At 71.1% G+C, this 19,314-nt stretch carries 15 protein-coding genes and 3 tRNA genes; 8 read left to right on the forward strand and 10 right to left on the reverse strand.

Annotation, left to right across the window (positions count from 1 at the left end):
- Positions 1-48 precede the first annotated feature (48 nt).
- From purF to O9K63_RS13720, 3 genes are all read left to right on the forward strand, one after another.
- Positions 49-1,581 carry an amidophosphoribosyltransferase gene (purF, locus tag O9K63_RS13710; RefSeq protein ID WP_277238709.1) on the forward strand — a complete coding sequence of 511 codons (1,533 nt, stop codon included), beginning with the start codon at positions 49-51 and terminating at the stop codon, positions 1,579-1,581.
- Positions 1,578-2,696: a phosphoribosylformylglycinamidine cyclo-ligase gene (gene purM, locus O9K63_RS13715; protein WP_277238710.1), complete on the forward strand. Its 1,119-nt coding sequence runs from the start codon at positions 1,578-1,580 to the stop codon at positions 2,694-2,696. Before purF ends, purM begins: the two co-directional genes overlap by 4 nt.
- Before the next feature lie 62 nt (positions 2,697-2,758).
- The gene (locus O9K63_RS13720; protein WP_277238712.1) at positions 2,759-3,298 is read left to right on the forward strand and encodes a helix-turn-helix transcriptional regulator; all 540 of its coding nucleotides are present in this window, start codon (positions 2,759-2,761) and stop codon (positions 3,296-3,298) included.
- 54 nt (positions 3,299-3,352) lie between these two features.
- Here O9K63_RS13720 and O9K63_RS13725 read toward each other — a convergent pair whose 3' ends face one another.
- The 3 genes from O9K63_RS13725 to O9K63_RS13740 form a co-directional block, all read right to left on the reverse strand.
- Positions 3,353-3,544 (reverse strand): DUF3073 domain-containing protein, encoded by a 192-nt coding sequence (locus O9K63_RS13725; RefSeq protein ID WP_277238713.1) that lies wholly within the window; start codon positions 3,542-3,544, stop codon positions 3,353-3,355.
- A gap of 228 nt (positions 3,545-3,772) precedes the next feature.
- Positions 3,773-5,551, reverse strand: coding sequence for an ATP-binding cassette domain-containing protein (locus O9K63_RS16800; protein WP_346771029.1), 1,779 nt, complete (start codon positions 5,549-5,551; stop codon positions 3,773-3,775).
- Positions 5,544-6,452: an ABC transporter permease gene (locus tag O9K63_RS13740; protein WP_277238715.1), complete on the reverse strand. Its 909-nt coding sequence runs from the start codon at positions 6,450-6,452 to the stop codon at positions 5,544-5,546. Before O9K63_RS13740 ends, O9K63_RS16800 begins: the two co-directional genes overlap by 8 nt.
- Positions 6,453-6,621: 169 nt before the next feature.
- Between O9K63_RS13740 and O9K63_RS13745 the strand changes: the two genes are divergently transcribed.
- The 3 genes from O9K63_RS13745 (at position 6,622) to O9K63_RS13755 (ending at position 12,716) form a co-directional block, all read left to right on the forward strand.
- Positions 6,622-9,162: a glycosyltransferase gene (locus O9K63_RS13745; protein WP_277238717.1), complete on the forward strand. Its 2,541-nt coding sequence runs from the start codon at positions 6,622-6,624 to the stop codon at positions 9,160-9,162.
- A complete protein-coding gene (locus O9K63_RS13750; RefSeq protein WP_277238719.1) occupies positions 9,159-9,977 on the forward strand; it encodes a CDP-alcohol phosphatidyltransferase family protein in 819 nt (272 codons plus the stop codon). The genes O9K63_RS13745 and O9K63_RS13750 overlap by 4 nt, the downstream gene beginning before the upstream one ends.
- A gap of 138 nt (positions 9,978-10,115) precedes the next feature.
- A complete protein-coding gene (locus O9K63_RS13755) occupies positions 10,116-12,716 on the forward strand; it encodes a glycosyltransferase (protein WP_277238720.1) in 2,601 nt (866 codons plus the stop codon).
- A 34-nt stretch (positions 12,717-12,750) separates the two neighbouring features.
- Here O9K63_RS13755 and O9K63_RS13760 read toward each other — a convergent pair whose 3' ends face one another.
- Positions 12,751-13,380, reverse strand: a complete 630-nt coding sequence (locus O9K63_RS13760; RefSeq protein WP_277238722.1) for a sulfotransferase family 2 domain-containing protein — start codon at positions 13,378-13,380, stop codon at positions 12,751-12,753.
- 101 nt (positions 13,381-13,481) lie between these two features.
- Positions 13,482-14,351, reverse strand: coding sequence for a glycosyltransferase family 2 protein (locus O9K63_RS13765; RefSeq protein ID WP_277238724.1), 870 nt, complete (start codon positions 14,349-14,351; stop codon positions 13,482-13,484).
- Between the two features lie 134 nt (positions 14,352-14,485).
- On the opposite strand from O9K63_RS13765, the gene O9K63_RS13770 reads away from it, so the two are divergent.
- Entirely contained in the window at positions 14,486-14,947 is a 462-nt protein-coding gene (locus O9K63_RS13770) for an adenylyltransferase/cytidyltransferase family protein (RefSeq protein WP_277238726.1), read from the forward strand.
- 108 nt (positions 14,948-15,055) lie between these two features.
- Here the strand turns inward: O9K63_RS13770 and O9K63_RS13775 are convergent.
- From O9K63_RS13775 to O9K63_RS13795, 5 genes are all read right to left on the reverse strand, one after another.
- A tRNA-Phe gene (locus O9K63_RS13775) sits at positions 15,056-15,132 on the reverse strand.
- A 26-nt stretch (positions 15,133-15,158) separates the two neighbouring features.
- Positions 15,159-15,232, reverse strand: a tRNA-Asp gene (locus tag O9K63_RS13780).
- Positions 15,233-15,267: 35 nt separating this feature from the next.
- Positions 15,268-15,340, reverse strand: a tRNA-Glu gene (locus tag O9K63_RS13785).
- Positions 15,341-15,492: 152 nt separating this feature from the next.
- The gene (locus O9K63_RS13790; protein ID WP_277238728.1) at positions 15,493-16,542 is read right to left on the reverse strand and encodes a PHP domain-containing protein; all 1,050 of its coding nucleotides are present in this window, start codon (positions 16,540-16,542) and stop codon (positions 15,493-15,495) included.
- Positions 16,543-16,570: 28 nt separating this feature from the next.
- Positions 16,571-18,007, reverse strand: coding sequence for a GuaB1 family IMP dehydrogenase-related protein (locus tag O9K63_RS13795; protein WP_277238730.1), 1,437 nt, complete (start codon positions 18,005-18,007; stop codon positions 16,571-16,573).
- Positions 18,008-18,048: 41 nt separating this feature from the next.
- Between O9K63_RS13795 and O9K63_RS13800 the strand changes: the two genes are divergently transcribed.
- Complete coding sequence (locus tag O9K63_RS13800) at positions 18,049-19,305, forward strand: DUF445 domain-containing protein (protein WP_277238731.1); 1,257 nt, start codon at positions 18,049-18,051, stop codon at positions 19,303-19,305.
- Positions 19,306-19,314 lie beyond the last annotated feature (9 nt).

Here is a 19,314-nt window from a genome sequence, read left to right on the forward strand (position 1 = left end):
GGACGACCGCTCTGTGCCCGCCCCGGCGGCTGTGGGAGACTGGACCTCGTGCCACGCGGAGACGGACAGCTGTCCCATGACCTGATCCCCGGGGAGAAGGGCCCCCAGGACGCCTGCGGCGTCTTCGGAGTCTGGGCCCCCGGTGAGGACGTCGCGAAACTGACCTACTACGGCCTCTACGCCCTGCAGCACCGCGGGCAGGAGTCGGCCGGCATCGCGACCTCGAACGGTCAGCAGATCCTCGTCTACAAGGACATGGGCCTGGTCTCCCAGGTCTTCGACGAGCGGAGCCTGTCCACGCTGCGGGGCCACATCGCCGTCGGGCACTGCCGCTACTCGACGACCGGCGGGTCGACGTGGGAGAACGCCCAGCCGACGCTGGGCGGGCACGCGACCGGCACCGTCGCCCTCGCCCACAACGGCAACCTCGTCAACTCCGCCGAGCTGCGCCAGCTCGTCGAGGAGCGCGGGGACGAGATCCCCGGCGACGACGGCCGGATCCACCGGATCACCGACGGTGAGCTGCGCCGCGGCAACACCTCGGACACGGCCCTGGTCACTGCACTCCTCGCGCACGACCCGGAGCTCGGCCTCGAGACCGCCGCGATGGGCCTGCTGCCCAAGCTGCGGGGAGCCTTCTGCTTCGTCTTCATGGAGGAGAACACCCTCTACGCCGCCCGCGACCCGCAGGGCCTGCGCCCCCTCGTGATCGGCCGCCTCGAGCGTGGCTGGGTCGTCGCCTCCGAGACCGCCGCGCTCGACATCGTCGGCGCCTCGTTCGTCCGCGAGGTCGAGCCGGGTGAGCTGGTCGCCATCGACGAGGACGGGCTGCGCACCCGGCAGTTCGCCGAGCCGGCCCGCAAGGGCTGCGTCTTCGAGTACGTCTACCTCGCGCGCCCCGACACGACGATCAACGGCCGCACCGTCCACGAGGCGCGCGTCGAGATGGGCGCCACCCTCGCCCGCGAGCACCCGGTCGAGGCGGACCTGGTCATGCCGACCCCGGAGTCCGGCACCCCGGCGGCCATCGGCTACGCGCAGGAGTCGGGCATCCCCTTCGGCCAGGGCCTGGTGAAGAACGCCTACGTCGGACGCACCTTCATCCAGCCGAGCCAGACGATCCGTCAGCTCGGCATCCGTCTGAAGCTCAACCCCCTCAAGCACGTCATCAAGGGCAAGCGCCTCGTCGTCGTCGACGACTCCATCGTGCGCGGCAACACCCAGCGCGCCCTGGTCCGGATGCTGCGCGAGGCGGGTGCCGCCGAGATCCACGTGCGCATCTCCTCGCCGCCGATCAAGTGGCCGTGCTTCTTCGGCATCGACTTCGCCACGCGCGCCGAGCTCATCGCCACCGGGCTCGAGGTCAGCGAGATCGCGACCTCCCTCGGCGCCGACTCCCTGGGCTACATCAGCGAGGAGGGGATGGTCGCGGCCTCGGCCCAGCCGGCCGACCAGCTGTGCACGGCCTGCTTCTCCGGTGTCTACCCCATGGAGCTGCCCTCCGAGGACCGTCTCGGCAAGGGTCTCCTCGAGCTCGAGTTCGGTCCCTCGGGCAATCCGGCGGAAGCGGTTCGTCCATGACCTCCCAGCAGTCCCCGATCACCTACGCCGCCGCGGGTGTCGACGTCGAGGCCGGTGACAAGGCCGTGGACCTGATGAAGGAGTCGGTCCGCAGGGCCACCCGACCGGAGGTCCTCGGGGGCCTCGGGGGCTTCGCCGGCATGTTCGACGCCAGCGCCCTGCAGGGCATGCGCCGGCCGGTGCTCGCCACCTCCACCGACGGGGTCGGGACCAAGGTCGCGATCGCGCAGGCGCTGGACAGGCACGACACGATCGGCCAGGACCTCGTCGGCATGGTCGTCGACGACATCGTCGTCTGCGGCGCCGAGCCGCTCTTCATGACCGACTACATCGCGACCGGCAAGGTCGTCCCCGAGCGCATCGCGGCGATCGTCGCGGGCATCGCGAAGGGGTGCGAGCTCGCCGGTGTCGCGCTCGTCGGCGGCGAGACCGCAGAGCACCCCGGACTGCTCGACCCGGACGAGTACGACGTGGCCGGTGCGGCCACCGGCGTCGTCGAGCACGACGCCGTCCTCGGGCCGGACCGCGTGGTCGCGGGCGACGCGGTCCTCGCCTTCGCCTCCTCGGGCCTGCACTCCAACGGCTACTCCCTCGTCAGGAGGGTCATCGCCTCCGCCGGGTGGGAGCTCGACCGGCACGTCGACGAGCTGGGCCGCACCCTCGGTGAGGAGCTGCTCGAGCCGACTCGCATCTACACGCGTGCGCTGCTCGACCTCGTCCGCTCCCCGGACGTCGACGTCCACGCGCTGAGCCACGTCACCGGTGGCGGCCTGGCCGCCAACCTCGCACGGGTGCTGCCCACCGGCACGCTGGCCCGCGTCGAGCGCTCGACCTGGACGCCGCCGGCGATCTTCTCGCTCCTCGGCGCGCTCGGCTCCGTCCCGCGGCCCGACCTGGAACGCACGCTGAACATGGGCGTCGGCTTCGTCGCGGCGCTGCCGCAGGGTGATGTCGACGCCGCCATCGCCCGTGCCGGTGCCGCCGGCATCGACGCCTGGGTCCTGGGCGAGGTCAGCGACGCCGCGACGGCCGGGATCGAGTCCGGGACCGAGATCGTCCAGGGCGCCAAGGGCGTGGACGGCGGAGCCGTCCAGGTCATCGGGGAGTACGCCTGACACCCGCCACGCGGGTCCTCGTCGCAGATGCCGACGAGCACCGTCGTGACGCCCTCGTCGCCGTGCTCGGTGCGGACCCGGACCTGGAGATGGTCGAGCCGGCTGCGACGGCCGCCGAGATCGCCGCGACCCCGCACGTGGACGTCATCGTGCTCGTCGGGGGGCTCGGCGCCGGCACCATCGAGGTGCTGTCCTCCACGCGGACACCCGATGCTCCCGCCTGGGTCTGCCTCGCCGAGGACGGCGTGCCCCCCGAGAGCGTCATCGCCGCGGGCGCGCGCGGCTGCCTCGTCATGTCGAGCACCCCGCTGCAGATCGGTGCCGCCATCCGTGCAGCCGCACGCGGCGAGCGCGCCGATCTGGACCACCCGGTGACCGGGCCCCTTGTCCAGCGCACCCCTCGAGCGACCCCGCCGCTGTCGCAGCGGGAGGTCGAGGTGCTGCGTCTGGTGGACGCGGGCCTGGGCAACAGGCAGGTGGCCGAGCGGCTCTACCTGAGCCTCTCGAGCGTGAAGTCACACCTGTCGCACACGTACGGCCGGCTCGGCGTGTCCGGGCGTGCCGCCGCGGCCGCCGAAGCGCGTCGTCAGGGGCTGATCTGAGCCCTCAGGCGTGGACCTGACGGAGGGCAGCGCCACTCCGCCGGGCGGTGGGTTCTACCGCTCCACGTCGGACCACGACTCGTCGTCGTCGTCCACGTGGTGCTCGTCGTCGTGCGCACGCTCGGTGCGTCCGTGCGACTTGCCGTGAAGTTCCGCCTCCAGCGCTCGCAGGTCGGTGTCCGGCGAGTAGTACTTCAGCTCGCGGGCAACCTTGGTCTGCTTCGCCTTCGCTCGGCCGCGCCCCATGGCGTGACCCCCTCATACGCTAGTGCGGGCCGACTCGGATCACCCCGCGTCCCCGATGGGGATGCGGAACTGAGCAGAGTGGACCCGGATCTGTGTGGTTTCTCGTGGTCCCACGGTACATGGTTCCGGCTCGAAGTGCCCCATCGGGCCACGGCACCGGAGTGTCCTCCCCGGACCCCCACGACGCGTGCAGGGCCGCCCCGTTCCTGCCGCCGCGAGACGCCTCGACTACTGCGCTCGGGAGACGTCGGCCGGTGCCTGCGCGGGGGAGACGAGCTCGCCCAGGGACTGCCGCAGATCGGGTGGCAGCGCCTCCATCGACCCGGAGAGCACGATCTGCGAGGGCGCGAGCCGCTCCAGGTGGTCACGTACGAGGTCGGGCAGGCGACCGGAGGTGATGAGCAGCACCGGGGTACCGGTGTGCCCGGAGGCGGCCGTGACGGTGAGCATCTCGAACGCGGAGGCGCCCGAGACGATGACCCGCCCGCCGGGCTCGACGTCCTCCCACAGGGCGGCGGCCCTGGCCATCGGGCCTCCCTGCGCGGCGAACTCGACCTCCGCACCGGTGGCCTGCCGCAGGCGGTCGATGACGTCGGTCGGCCACTCCTCCTCGTAGCCGAGCAGGGCCAGTCGCCGTGGCTGCACGTCCGCGAGCGCGGCGGCGAGCTCGTCGCCCGGGCTCCCGGCGTCGCACACGACCACCGCGCGACCGGTCCTGGCCGCCTGCAGCGAGGCCACGGGCGTGCCCCCGGAGTTGTCCGGGTGGGCCACGTACACGGTGGAGCTGTCCCTCGGGGGGAAGGCCCTCAGGAGCCGGGCGGCGGTCCGCGGCGGGTCGTCCTCGCCGAGCCTCTCGACCGTCCCGCTGACGAGCTCCTCGATGCGGCCGTACGTCTGCGAGCTCACCTGCTCCTCGCCGCCGACGACGATGACGCGCTCGGGGGCGAGGCGGCCGAGCTCGTCGCGAGTGGCCGCGGGGATGGCGCCCGGGCGCACCCAGAGCATGGGCCGGCCGAGCTGGGCGGCGACCGGAGCCACCATCCGCGCCATGGACATGGACTGCACGCTGACGAGGAAGCACTCCCTGACACCGGGGGCCCAGGTGGCCCGGCTGATCTCCTGGGAGGTCTGGAAGCGTGTGGGGCCCGTCCAGCGAACCGTGCCGGGGACGTCCGGCTCGTCGGGGGCGTCGTCCTTGCGTGGCTTCTGCTTGGGCAGGGTCGCCTCGTAGGCGCGCAGGACGTCCTCCGTGGGGCCGTCCATGATCAGGCGGCCCTGGTCCATCCACAGGACCCGGTCGCAGATCTCGCGGATGTTGGAGTTGGAGTGGGAGACGAGGAAGACGGTGCCGGCCGCCTCCCTGATCGCCTCGATGCGCTCGGCGCTCTTCTGCCGGAAGGAGGCGTCGCCGGTGGCGAGGGCCTCGTCGATCATCAGCACGTCGGGAGCCGCCGCCGTGGAGATCGCGAACCGCAGCCGCGCACCCATACCGGAGGAGTAGGTGCTCATCGGCAGGTGCACGGCATCGCCGATCCCGGAGAACTCGACGATGTCGTCGAACTTCTCGTCGATCTCGGCGGTGCTCAGCCCGAGCGCCTGGCCGCCGACGTAGATGTTGCGTTCGCCACTGAGCTTGTTGATGAGCACGGCGTTGACGCCGAGCAGGGAGGGCTCGCCCGCGACCCAGACCTTGCCCTTGGCCGGTGGGATCAGGCCGGTCACGGCCCGCAGGAGGGTGGACTTGCCCGAGCCGTTGCGGCCGATGATCCCGATCGACTCACCATGGCGAGCGATGAAGCTGACGTCCTTGACGGCGCGGACCTCGCGGGTGCGTTCGCCCGTGCCCGGACGGAGCAGCCGGCGGAGGGAGCGCCCTTCGTCCTGTCGGCCGGGGGTCCCGCGGCGGTCGCCGCCGAGGACCTGGTAGGTCACGCTGAGGTGACTGACGATGACGGTGGGGGCCGCCTCCGGTGAGGCGTCGTCGACGGTGGGGTCGGGCTCAGCCACGGCCGTACCTCATCTCCGCCTGCCAGAAGACGACCAGCCCCACGCCGGCGGCGCCGACGGCCCAGGCCGCCATGATGAGCCAGTCGGAGAGCACGACGGGCTCGCCGTTGAGCAGCGACTGCCGGCCGGTGGTGAGCATGAGGGCGAAGGGTTGCATCGTCAGCACCTCCTGCACGACCACGGGCGCTCCCTGCACGTAGTGCACGACGGGGAAGAAGACCCCGGAGACGTAGCGCAGCAGGCGCACGACGACCGGGATGAGGTTGGCGATGTCCTGCGAGGCGTTGACCAAGCGGGCCGCGATGAAGGCGAAACCGACCAGTGCCAGACCCTGCATCGCGACCGCCACCGGGAAGAGCAGCCACTCCCAGTCGGGTCGCTCCCCGGTGGCGAACATCAGCACGAAGAGCAGCCCGAAGGCCGGGATCGAGGCCAGGAACTCGGTGAGGGTCACCGAGATCGGCAGCAGGGCCCGGGGGAAGTGCAGCGTGCGCACCAGGCTGATCTTGCCGGTGATCGCCTTCGCCCCGCGGGTGACGACCGAGGAGGTGAAGGCGAACATGACGACACCGATGCCGAGGAACCCGACGAAGTTCTCGATGCCCCCTCGCGTCCCCAGCAGCAGGCCGAAGATCAGGTAGTAGCTCGCGATGAGCAGTGCCGGGTTGAGCACCGACCAGAGCTGACCGAGGTGGTTCGCCTCGTTCTTCGCGTACGACTCGGCCGACGAGAGCGTCCAGAGGAAGGAGCGGCGCTGCCACAGGTCGCTGACGTACCGGTGCAGCGGGGGGCGCTCGCTGAGCGCCCGCAGACCGTGACGGTCCGCCAGCTCCCGTGCCTCCTCGACGGTCGGCGCAGGGGGAAGGGAGGCCCGCCCGACTGCCTGGGCGACGTCAGCCACACTTGGTCCTTCTCGTTGGTCGTACCCCGTGTGCACGGGGCGGTCGGGGCTCGCCCGGTGCCTGACGGGGATCATACCGACCGGTTCCACCGGCACGGTGGAGCGAAGGGGGTGGCGCCCCCTTCGACCATAGACTGGTCCGCCGGACGGCCCGGGACGAAAGGTGGACATGGCGAAGCTGAGGAAGGCGGTGGCGACCCTGCGTCGCGCCCGCCGCATTCCCCGGGCGCAATGGGTGGCCCACTGGCGGTCCCGACCGATCGAGAGCGACACCGTCCTCTACGAGGCGACCTTCGGCGCCGGGCTGGTCGACAGCCCCTACGCGATCTTCCGTCACCTGGTCGACGCCCCGGACCTCGCGCACCTGCGCCACGTGTGGGTCGTGGCCGACGACGAGCGCCGCCGACGCGCCCGCGAGCACCTGGCCTCGCTCGGTCTGCACGAGCCGCGGGTCCGTGTCGTCGGTCACCGCACCCCCGGGTACTTCCGCCACCTGGCGACGGCGGCCTTCCTGGTCAACAACTCGACCTTCCCCGCGGAGTTCGGCAAGCGTGCGGGCCAGACCTACGTCAACACCTGGCACGGCACGCCGCTGAAGGCGATGGGCTACGACATCCCCGGGGGCGCGCTGGGCGCGGCCAATGTCATCCGCAACTTCCTCGCGGCGGACCACCTGGTCTCCTCGGGGCCCTACATGACGGACACCATGTACCGGCGGGCCTACCGCCTGGACGGGATCGCGCCCGGGACGGTGCTCGAGGTCGGCGTGCCCCGCACCGACGTGCAGGTGGGTGTCACCGACGCGCGTCGTCGCGAGGTGCGCGAGCGCCTTGCTGCCGGCGGTGCGGCGGTGGACGGGACGCGACGCACGGTCCTCGTGGCGCCGACCTGGCGGGGTGAGGCCTTCGCGGACCCGCGGCTCGATGCGGATGCCGTGGTGGGGCTGGTCACCGGCCTGCGGGAGGCGCTCGACGACGACTGGCAGGTCCTCGTCAAGGTGCACCCGGTGGTGCACGCGCAGGCGGGGGACCTCCCTTCGCTCCGGGGGGTGCTGGTGCCGGCGGACGTCCCGGCGAACGAGGTGCTCACGATCACCGACCACCTGGTCACGGACTACTCGAGCATCCTCTTCGACGCGCTCGCCGACCCCGGCGTCCCGATCACCTTCCACGTGCCCGACCGGTCCGCGTACGCGACGGCGCGACCGCTGTACCTGCCGGCCGAGGAGCTGCCGGGGCGCGTGTGCGAGACCGTGGAGGCCACGGCCGCGGACGTGGCCGCGGGGGGAGCGCGCGCAGGGGTGCGCCACGAGTGGGCGGCGCGGTACGCCCCCTTCGCCGACGGCCGGGCCACCGAGCGGTTGGTGGACGTTGTCTGGCGGGGCCGGACCCCCACGGTGGGTCGTTGCACGTCCCTGTCGGAGCGGATGCACGAGGGCGAGCGGGTCCCGCGGCTGCTCATCCACGGGGGATCCCTCCAGCGCAACGGCGTGACGTCGTCGCTCATCGCGCTCCTCGGGCACCTCGACCTGGACCGTCTCGACGTGTCCATCGCCTGGGGGCCGGCGCGCAGGGCCGACCCGCACGCGTTCGCGGAGTCGATCGACGACCGGATCCGGCTGCTTCCCCGGGTGGGAGGTCTCAACGGGCCGAAGCGGGTGGTGTGGTCGCGGCGCCTGCTCGAGCGGCTCGGTGCCGGCGGCCGGCTGGTGCCGATGCCCTCCCTCGTCCGCCTCCTGCAGGAGGAGTGGACGCGGTGCTTCGGCTCCGCGCAGTTCGACCACGTCATCGACTTCGGTGGGTACTCGCCCTACTGGGCGCTCCTGATGTCGCGGGGGGTCGCGCCGGAGCCCGTGCGGTCCCACTCGATCTGGCTGCACAACGACCTGGCTGCGGAAGTGGCCAGCACCGCGGAGCACGGCAGGACGAGGGCGCACCACCTCGAGCAGGTGTTCAGCCTCTACGACCGCTACGACCGGCTGGTCTCGGTGTCCGAGCCGCTCTCCCGGGTCAACGGGCGGTCGCTGCGCAGGTACGCCGGCGGCGCGAGCTTCCGCAGCGCGCGCAACGTCATCGACGACTCGCGGGTGCGCTCGCTGGCACGCGTCCCCCTCGAGGAGATCGGTCTGGCCGAGGACGTGGTGGCCGCTCTGCGTGACGAGGGCACGGTGACCTTCGTGACGGCGGGCCGCCTGACCCACGAGAAGAACCAGGCGCGCCTCGTCCGGGCGGCAGCGGCCACGCGCGCCGCCGGGCACGACGTCACCGTGGTGATCATGGGGTCCGGGCCCCTCGCGGACGACCTCCGGGCGCTCACGGTCGAGCTGGGGCTGGAGCGGTCGGTCTTCCTGACGGGCCAGGTGGCCAACCCCTTCCCCGTCGTGGCGGCCGCGGACTACTTCGCCCTCACGAGCGAGCACGAGGGGCTGCCGATGGTCATCCTCGAGGCCCTGGCGCTGTCCACCCCGGTGCTGACCACGCAGTTCTCGTCCGTCGAGGGGGTCGTTCCCCCGGGGTGCGGCCTGGTGGTTGCGCGCGATGACGAGTCGGTCGCCCGTGCCATGATGGGGCTCGTCTCCGAGCGTCCTGGCTTCACGGCCCTGGATGTCGACGCCTACAACGCCACGGCTCTCGAGGAGTTCGCGGCAGCGGTCGGCCTCGGGGACGATCTGCGTACGCCAGCCATGCCCCGACCCACAGGACACACGTGACCGAGCGAGACCCTCGAGCCGGACGCCCTTCGCTGGAGGAGCTGCGTGCGGTGGCGCAGCCGCCGTCGGTGGTCGGCCGACGCAACTCCGAGCACTGGGCGGGCACGCTCTACCTGCGGCGGATGTCCCTCCACTTCACCCGGCTGATCCTGCCGACGGGGATCTCGGCCAACGGCGTCACCTGGCTGATGATCCTCGTCGGCGTCATCGGCGCCGCCGTCCTGATGATCCCCTCGTGGTGGGCGGTCCTCGCCTGTGCGCTCCTCATGCAGTTCCAGATCCTCATCGACTGCTCGGACGGTGAGGTCGCCCGCTGGCGCGGGACGTCATCCCCGATGGGCGTCTACCTCGACCGGGTGGGCCACTACGTCACGGAGGCGGCCCTGCCCATCGCGCTCGGTGTCCACGTCGACGGTGGTCCCGGCTCCATCGGCGGGTGGACCACGATCGGCGCGCTCACCGCGTGCGTGGTCCTGCTCAAGAAGTCCTTCGGCGACATCGTGCACGTCGCCCGCCACTACGCCGGCCTGCCGAAGGGGGACGAGGACGCCCAGGTCGCGGCCTCCCGCTCCGCCGGGCTGCGGTCCGCGCGCAGCCTGCTGCGGTTCTTCCCCTTCTTCCGCGCGTTCGTCGCGATCGAGTTCTCCCTCATCACGCTCGCCGCGGCGACCCTCGGTCTGCTCCTGTCGGCCACGGGCGTCGTGGGCGAGGGCGTCGTCCTGCGGTGGTGGCTGCTCCTCTCGCTGCCCCTGGCCCTGGCCACGGCCGGTGGCTTCCTGCTGATGATCGTCACCTCGCGTCGCTTCGACGGCTGACTGGCAGGAGGCGACCGGCGAGCGCCGGGTGCTGCCCGCGACGGCGGTGTCGAACGCCCGGCCGAGCGACGGACGGGCATAATTGCCCGTCGGTCGCAAAACATCTTCGGCCCGGACGGGTCGTCGGACTGTAGGAGGATGGAATTGCGCGTTGTCGACGCCGTGAAGACCCTGAAGAGCGCCCGCCGCGTCGGGTCGCAGGAGTGGCGCGCCTACTGGCACGAGCGCCCCCTGGACGACAACAGCGTCTTCTACGAGTCCTTCGCCGGCAACGGAGTGCTGTGCAACCCGGAGGCGGTCTTCCGGGCGCTGGTCGACGACCCCGAGTTCGCCCACCTGACGCACGTCTGGTCGTTGTCGCCGCAGATGTGGACCTCGGGGATCCGGGCAGAGTTCGCGCAGCACCCGCGGGTGCGCTTCGTGCGGTACAAGTCGCCCCAGTACTACCGGGCCCTGTCCACGTCCCGGTACCTGTTCAACAACGCGACCTTCCCTCCGGAATTCATCAAGCGCGACGGTCAGGTCTACGTCAACACCTGGCACGGAACCCCGTTCAAGACGATGGGATACGACGAGCCGGGAGGCGGCCCGAACGCCCGCAACGTCATCCGCAACTTCCTCTCCGCCGACTACCTGCTCGCAGCGAACCGATTCATGGCCGAGCGGATGTACGAGGAGGCCTATCGGCTGACCAACATCCACCCCGGACGGATCATCACCGAGGGCTCGCCGCGCGTGGACCGGCAGTTCCTGGACGAGGCGGGCCGTGACCGGGTGCGTGGCCGGCTCACGGCGGCCGGTGTCGCGCTCGGTGATGACCAGAAGGTCGTGCTCTACGCCCCGACGTGGCGTGGGGAGTCCTTCCAGCAGCCGGCCAATGACGTCGTGCTGCTCGCGAAGCGGGTCCGCGAGCTCAAGCGCCAGCTTCCGTCGGAGCAGCAGGTGCTGCTACGGGTGCACCAGCAGGTGTACACCTTCGCGCTCGAGCACCCGGAGCTGTCCGACATCCTCGTCCCGAACGAGATCCCGAGCAACGAGGTGCTCGGGATCACCGACGTGCTCGTGACCGACTACTCCAGCATCTTCTTCGACTTCCTCGCCACGGGACGGCCCATCGTCTTCTTCGCGCCGGACATGAGCGCCTACGACGGATACCGCGGCCTCTACCTCGACACCAAGCACCTGCCCGGACCACTCGTGCGGACGGCCGGCCAGCTCGCACGGGTCCTCGTGGCCGATGGGTCCGGCGCGGAGGACGACCCGGCGGTCAGCCACCGCGATGCCTATGACGCCGCCCGCGAACGCTTCGCCTCCCGGGAGGACGGCCGGGCCTGCGAGCGGATCATCGATGTCGTGCTCCGAGGCAGCACGCGCGACCACGACGTCCGTCCCGTGCGGTCTGACGGACGCACCCGGGTGCTGATGTACCTCGGTGGCATGCGCTCCAACGGCATCACGACCTCGGCGCTGAACCTGCTGAACAACATCGACCACGATCGCTACGACGTCTCCGTGTTCTACCAGTACTCCGGGTCGGACGAGATACGGGCCAACGAGGCCAGGATCCATCCACGGGTGCGCGTCCTCCCGCGCATCGGGGCGATGCTGTGGTCACTGCGGACCGAGGGCCAGCGGACGAAGGCGCTCCAGGGCGGCGAGCGCGTCCGTGAGGAGTCCCTCGATCAGGCGGAGCGCATGTTCGCGCACGAGTGGCGGCGGTGCTTCGGGCTGGCGGAGTTCGACCACATCGTCGACTTCAGTGGCTACGCCGCCTTCTGGGCCCTGCTGCTGCGCCAGGGGGCGGCGCAGAGCCACTCGATCTGGCTGCACAACGACCTCAAGGCCGACCAGATGCGGGAGGTGGACGGTCGCCGACCCCACGAGGCGAACCTCGGGTCGGTGTTCAACGCCTATGCCGGCTACGACCACCTCGTCTCGGTCTCCTCGGCACTGATGGAGATCAACCGGGCGAACCTCGCGGAGGCCGCGCCGGCCGAGAAGCACACCTTCGCCCGCAACACCATCGATGCCGGCTACATCTCCCGGATGGCCTACGGCGAGCGGAACGAGGCCGGTGAGGAGCCCACGGCGGCGACGGTGCCGGCCGGCGACCTCTCCTTCGCTGTCCGGACGCTCGCGGACGTGCACGGACTGGACCCGCTCGAGGCCGCCGTGGAGCGCCACCGCACGGTCAGTGAGGTGATCCCGCCTGCGGACGGGGTGCGCACGTTCGTCACGGTCGGTCGGCTGTCGCCGGAGAAGAACCACGAGCGCCTCATCCGCGCCTTCGCCCTCGTCCACCAGGACAACCCGGCCACCCGACTGGTCATCATCGGCGGGGGGCCCCTCGAGGGCTACCTCGTCGAGGTGGTGCGTGACCTGGGGCTGAGCGACGCCGTGACCATCGCCGGTCAGCGGAGCAACCCGCACGTCGTGCTGTCGAAGGCGGACGTCTTCGTCCTCTCCAGCGACTACGAGGGCCAGCCGATGGTGATCCTCGAGGCACGGGTGCTCGGACTGCCGGTGGTTGCGACGAAGTTCGACTCGGTCGGTGGCGCGCTGCCCGAGGGCGTCGGGCTCGTCGTGGAGCGTGACGAGGTGGCCCTGGCCGAAGGCATGCGGGCCGCCCTGCTCGGCGAGGTGCCGAACCCGGCGTTCGACGCAGCCGCATACAACGCGGAGGCGACGGAGGACTTCTACCGGGTGCTCGGGTCGGCGCCGGTCTCCCGCGAGGCCTGAACCGGCCACGCGGGAGGCGGCAGCCGCAGCCGACTCACCCCTCGTACCCGAACCTCGCGTAGTCCTCGCCGTACATGTCGTGCACGAGGTCACGCATCCCCGGCGTGACCTCGACGTCCTTGCTGGCGTACTTCGTCGTGGAGCTGCCCTCGCGCACCCGCGGAAGCTGCTCCGGGAGTCCGAGGTCCCACTTCTTGTTCAGGGCGGCCGCCATCTGGTCCAGGCCGTCCTCGAAGCGGAAGACCTCAGCGCGGTCGACCAGGAAGTCGACCTGCGGTCGCAGGTGGTTGTCGAAGAGGAAGGGATCCTTCGCGTACCGGGCGAAGGAGCCGGCGGTCCACTTCTCGACCGACCGGCCGTCGATGGAGAACTCGGCCGTGCGGTGCCGCCACAGGTACTCGGACTTGATGCGCGCCATCGGGTCCCGCACGACCGTGAAGACACCGTCGAACCGCTCGATCCGGAAGAGCGCCTCCAGCATCTCGCGGTGCATGTGCTGGGGCGTGCACCGGCGGATGTCGTTCCATGACCTGCGGCCGACCCGGCCGTCGCGGTAGAGCGTGTCCCACCCGGCATCGGCAAAGGCCCGCTCGATGCTGGAGCCACCTGTCTTGGGGATGTGGATGAAGAGGAACTTGCGTTCGCCCTGACGGAATACAGGCATGGAGACCCTTCGGTAGTGGTGCGGTCGCCGGGCCTTCCGGCCGACGGCCGCTCGACGGTTATCGGGACTATATCGACACGACGTGCCGGTGCGGGTGGGGCTCAGAGGACGGGCGGGTGCCCGAGACGGGTGAGCGTCCAGACCGTCCTCCAGCGCATCGGGTCTCGTCCTCCGGGGCTCGTGCTCAGCCCTTCGCGGAAGCCCGCGAACCAGAAGCGCAGGTTGGTGGGCTGGCGCCAGGTGCGGGCGACCGTGATGGCTGCCCACGTTGCGACGTAGACCAGGGCCAGTGGCCACGGCAGGTTGCGGCGTGCGACCCACACGCGGTTGCGGGCGTTGAGCCGCCAGAAGAGGGCGTGCCGGGTGGCTTCGGTGGCCGGGTGGTGGATGAGCACGGACGGGTCGTACGTGAGCTCCCAGTCGTGGTCACGCAGGCGCCAGGCCAGCTCGATGCCCTCGTGCCCGAAGAAGAAGTTCCCGGGGAAGCCGCCCACCTCCTCGTACGCCGACCGCCTGAGCGCCACGACCCCTTCGCAGACGGAGAACGCGGGGCTGCCGACGGTCGGGTCGCCGACGTGGGCGCGGGGGACCCAGCGCCGCAGGGTGACGCCCTCGGTGTCGGCGACCCGGGCGTGCACCAGGCCCAGCCGCTGCTCGGCGCGAAAGCGCGCCACGGTGTGCGCCAGGGCGGTGGTGTCGGGGAGCCAGGCGTCGTTGTCGAGGAAGAAGATGAACTCCGACGTGCCGTGCGCGACGCCGATGTTGCGCCCCTCGGCGGGGCCGACGTTCTCCGGGAGGTGGACGGTGCGGACGTCGTCGGGGAACCCCACGGGATCCCAGCCGTTGCCGACCAGGATCGTGGTGACGTCCACGCCGGTCTGTGCCCGGGCCGACTCCAGGGCACGCAGCGTCTCGTCGCGACGGTCGCCCTGGCTGAGGACGACGACGTCGACGGACGGGTGCGGGGCCATGGGGGCTCCTCTCGGGGGATCGACCTTCGACCCTACTGTGAACTCGCCCCCTCGGCCGCGTCCCGCGCCAGGATGCCGAGGAACCATAGACTGGGCGACTGCCAGCCCCGAGCGCCCGAGCGAGGTACCCACCCATGCCCAAGACCGTCATCACGTACGGCACGTTCGATCTCTTCCACATCGGACACCTGAACATCATCAAGCGTCTGAGCGCGCTCGGGGACCGGCTCATCGTCGCCGTCTCGACCGACGAGTTCAACGCCATCAAGGGCAAAAGGCCGATCGTGCCCTTCGAGCAGCGCATGGAGATCGTCCAGAGCATCCGGTACGTGGACCTGGCCATCCCCGAGGACCGGTGGAGCCAGAAGCGGGAGGACATCGAGACCTACGACGTCGACATCCTCGGTATGGGCGCCGACTGGGAGGGCAAGTTCGACGAGCTGTCCGACCAGGTGGAGCTGGTGTACCTGCCCCGCACCGACGGCATCTCCACCACGGAGATGAAGCGGATCCTCAGCGCCTTCGACGCCCGCCACGTCGAGGAGCTCAAGCGCACCATCGACAACATCGGGCAGATCGTCAAGGAGCTCAGCTGACCTCGTAGGTCCGGCGGGCGCAGCCGACCTCGTCGGAGGGGGCGAAGGGGGGACCCGCCGACGTGGCGGTCGTCCGGGAGTGCAGGGGAAGGGTCGGCGACGAGCCGATGGTGGCCAGGGGCGGGGTCGAACCGCCGACCTTCCGATTTTCAGTCGGACGCTCGTACCAACTGAGCTACCTGGCCGAGCCGGTCCGTGGTGGACCAGCGAGCGACCGCGACGGGACTCGAACCCGCGACCTCCGCCGTGACAGGGCGGCGCGCTAACCAACTGCGCTACGCGGCCTTGTGGTGTGCAAGGCACTGCAAGACTTGCTTGCGTATCCCCAACGGGATTCGAACCCGTGCTACCGCCGTGAAAGGGCGGGGTCCTAGGCCGCTAGACGATGGGGACCCGTACTCGACGAACCCCTCGCTACGCAGCAGGCAGCAGCACCCGAATCCGTCGAGGACTCGGAAAGCATACGAGAGACATGGCTGATCGCCCAAATCGGTCCCTCCCCGGGTGGTTGTCGGGCCATTTCCCGCGGATTCCTGCCCTTTTCGTCAGGACGAACGGGCCCACTCGCGCACCCTGTCGGCGTCCCAGGTCGTGACGATCCGCTCCATCGGCACCCCGAGGCGCTCGGCCCGCTCCGCGCCGTACACCTTCATCTCCAGCTGCCCGGGTGCGTGCGCGTCGGAGTCGATGGCGAAGAGGCACCCGGCCTCCAGGGCCAGCTCGATCAGCTCGTCCGGGGGGTCGCACCGCTCGGGTCGGGAGTTGATCTCGACGGCGACGTCGTGCTCCGCGCAGGCCTCGAAGACCGCGCGGGCGTCGAAGTCGCTCTGCGGGCGGGTGCCGCGTCCCCCGGTGACGAGGCGCCCCGTGCAGTGGCCGAGGACGTTGACCCGGGGGTTGCGCACCGCAGTGAGCATGCGCCGGGTCATCGCCCCCTTCGCCATGCGCAGCTTGGAGTGCACGGACGCGGTGACCAGGTCGAGCCGACCGAGCATCTCCTCGCTCTGGTCGAGCGTGCCGTCGTCGAGGATGTCGACCTCGATCCCGGACATCAGGGTGAAGACATCGCCCACGGACTCGTCGATGCGTGCGAGCAGGCCCAGCTGCTGCGCGAGGCGTTGGGGCGACAGGCCGTTCGCGATCCGCAGTCGTGGCGAGTGGTCGGTCAGCACCATCCACTCCTGTCCCAGCTCGACGGCGGTGAGGACCATCTCGTCGATCGGGCTGCCGCCGTCCGACCAGTCGGAGTGCAGGTGGCAGTCGCCGATGACGGCGGCGGCGTACGCGTCGCCACCCTCGACGAGCGGGCCGCCGTGCTCCTCCTGCTGCCGGACGAGGTAGTCGGGCAGCTCCCCGCGCACCGCCTGCCCGATGACGCCGGCGGTGGACTTCCCGATGCCGGGCAGCTCGGTCAGGGTGCCGTCCTCGGCCCGCTGGGCCACCTCCACCTCGCTCAGCTCGCGCACCACGCCGACGGCGCCCCGGAAGGCCTCCACCCGGCGACTGTGCTGCCGTGCGCGCTCCAGGAGGAAGCCGATGCGCCGCAGCGCCTCGACCGGGTCGACGGGCGCCGCGAGCGGAGTGAGGGGCTGCATGATCCCAGTCTGGCCGATCGAGCCGTCGTCACCAGGAGGAGTGCAGTGGCCGTCCCTCGGCGAAGCCCGCGGTGGACTGGAGGCCGACGAGGGCCCGCTCGTGGAACTCCTCCAGTGTCGAGGCGCCGGCGTACGTGCAACTGCTGCGCACGCCCGCGATGATCTGGTCGATGACGTCCTCGACCCCCGGCCCGGACGAGTCGATGTACATCCGGGAGGCCGAGATGCCCTCCTCGAAGTGCGACTTGCGCGCCCGGTCGAAGGGGGAGTCCCCCGCGGTCCGTCCACGCACCGCACGAGCCGAGGCCATCCCGAAGGACTCCTTGTAGCGACGGCCGTCCGGGGCGGTGACGAGGTCACCGGGGGACTCGAGCGTCCCGGCGAACCAAGAGCCGATCATGACGTTGCTCGCGCCCGCGGCCAGCGCGAGGGCGACGTCGCGCGGGTGACGGACACCGCCGTCGGCCCACACGTGCTTGCCGAGCCCGCGCGCGGCGGCCGCGCACTCCAGGACGGCGGAGAACTGCGGCCGGCCGACGGCGGTCATCATCCGGGTGGTGCACATGGCGCCGGGGCCCACCCCGACCTTGACGATGTCCGCGCCCGCCTCGATGAGGTCACGGGTGCCCTCCGCGGAGACGACGTTGCCGGCGACCACCGGCACCTGCGGGTCGACGGACCGCACGGCGGCGAGGGCCTCGAGCATCTTGGTCTGGTGGCCGTGCGCGGTGTCGACGACCAGGACGTCCGCCCCCGCCTCGAGGATCGCCTTGGCCTTGCCGGCCACGTCTCCGTTGATGCCGACGGCGGCCGCGACCCGCAACCGGCCCTCGGCGTCGAGGGCGGGGGTGTACATGCTCGCCCGCACCGCCCCCTTCCTCGTCTGCACGCCCACGAGCGCCCCGGAGGCGTCGACGACGGGCGCCACCCGACGGCGGGTCCGGTGCAGCTCCTCGTAGGCCGTGCGCGGGTCGACGTCGGTCGACAGCGTCATCGGGTCGGCGGACATCACGGTGCGCACCTGGGTGAATCGGTCGACGCCGACGAGGTCGCGCTCGGTGACGAGGCCGACGGGTCGGCCACCCTCGACGACGACCGCCGCGTCGTGGGCCCGCTTCGGCAGCAGGGCGAGGGCCTCACCCACGGTCACGCTCGGGTCGAGCGTGATCGCGGTGTCGTGGACGTGGTGGCGGTCCTTGACGAAGGAGATGACCTCCGCGACCACGTCCACCGGGATGTCCTGGGGGAGGACCGTCAGGCCGCCACGACGGGCCGTGGTCTCGGCCATGCGCCGGCCGGCGATCGCGGTCATGTTGGCCACGACGAGCGGCATCGTCGTGCCGGTCCCGTCGCTCGTGCGCAGGTCCACGCCGTGCCGGCTGGCCACCTCGCTGCGACGCGGGACCATGAAGACGTCGTCGTAGGTCAGGTCGAACTGGGGCTGCAGGCCGTTGAGGAACTCCACGCAGTGCAGTCTAGGGCCGCTCGTGGGGGAGGATCTGAGGCGTGAACTTCTTCCAGGAGACCCCCGCAGATGCCCAACGACGGGCCGGACTGCGTCGGATGCGGTTCGTCGCCACCGGCCTGCTGGTCCTCGCCGCGATCGTCTACGTCCTCACCCTGCGCCTCGACCACGACGGGGTGTGGGGCTTCGTCAACACGGCCGCCGAGGCCGGCATGGTCGGTGCCCTCGCGGACTGGTTCGCGGTCACCGCGCTCTTCCGCCACCCCTTGGGCATCCCCGTGCCCCACACGGCCCTGGTGAAGAAGCGCAAGGACGAGCTGGGGCGCAGCCTGCAGGAGTTCGTCTCGGAGAACTTCCTGACCGAGGAGATCGCCCGCGAGCGGCTGGCCGCGGCCCGGGTCGCCGAGCGCCTGGGTCGGTGGCTGGGGGAACCGGCGAACCGGCAGCGCGTCCTCGGCGAGGTCGCGGTCGGTGGGACGCGCGGACTGGAGCGCATCAGCGACGAGGACGTCCACGACTTCCTCGCACAGCTGCTCCTGCCGCGGTTGTCCCGGGAGCCGGTCAGCCCCATCCTCGGGGCCCTCCTCGAGGGCGTGGTCGCCGACGGCAACCACCGGGGCCTCGTCGACCTGGGCATCGACGAGGTCCACCGGTGGCTCCGGGACAACCCCGACCTCTTCGCCGCCGTCGTCGGGGAGAAGGCGCCGTGGTGGTCACCGGAGTGGCTCGACGACCGGGTCATCGCCTGGACCTACGAGCAGGCCCTGTCGTGGTTGGCCGAGATGCGGGCGGACAACGCCCACCCCGCCCGGGTGGCGCTGGACGACCTCCTGCGCCGGCTCGCCGACGACCTGCAGCACGACCCGGACGTCATGGCCAGCGCGGAGTCGCTCAAGGAGCGGCTGCTCGCCCACCCGCAGGTGCCGACGAGTGCCGTGGCCGTGTGGCAGTCGCTGCGGTCCTCGTTGCTCGGTGCGATGGCCGATCGGGACTCCTACTTCTGGACCCGTGGGGACCAGCTGCTGGTCGACCTCGGGGGGCACCTCACCTCCGACCGGGTCTGGCAGGAGCGGCTGGAGACCCATCTGAGCGAGGTGGTCGCGTTCTTCGTCAACACCTACGGCGACGAGCTCGCCGGGGTGATCTCCGTGACCGTGGCGCGCTGGGACGCGGACGAGGCGAGCGAGCGCATCGAGCTCTTCGTCGGGCGCGACCTGCAGTTCATCCGGATCAACGGCACGGTCGTGGGTGCGCTCGCCGGAGTGGTCATCCACTCGGTCAGTGTGCTGATCAGCTGAGGACCGCGG

The sequence above is a fragment of the Janibacter cremeus genome, assembly GCF_029395675.1.
In the GTDB taxonomy this organism is placed as follows: domain Bacteria; phylum Actinomycetota; class Actinomycetes; order Actinomycetales; family Dermatophilaceae; genus Janibacter; species Janibacter cremeus_A.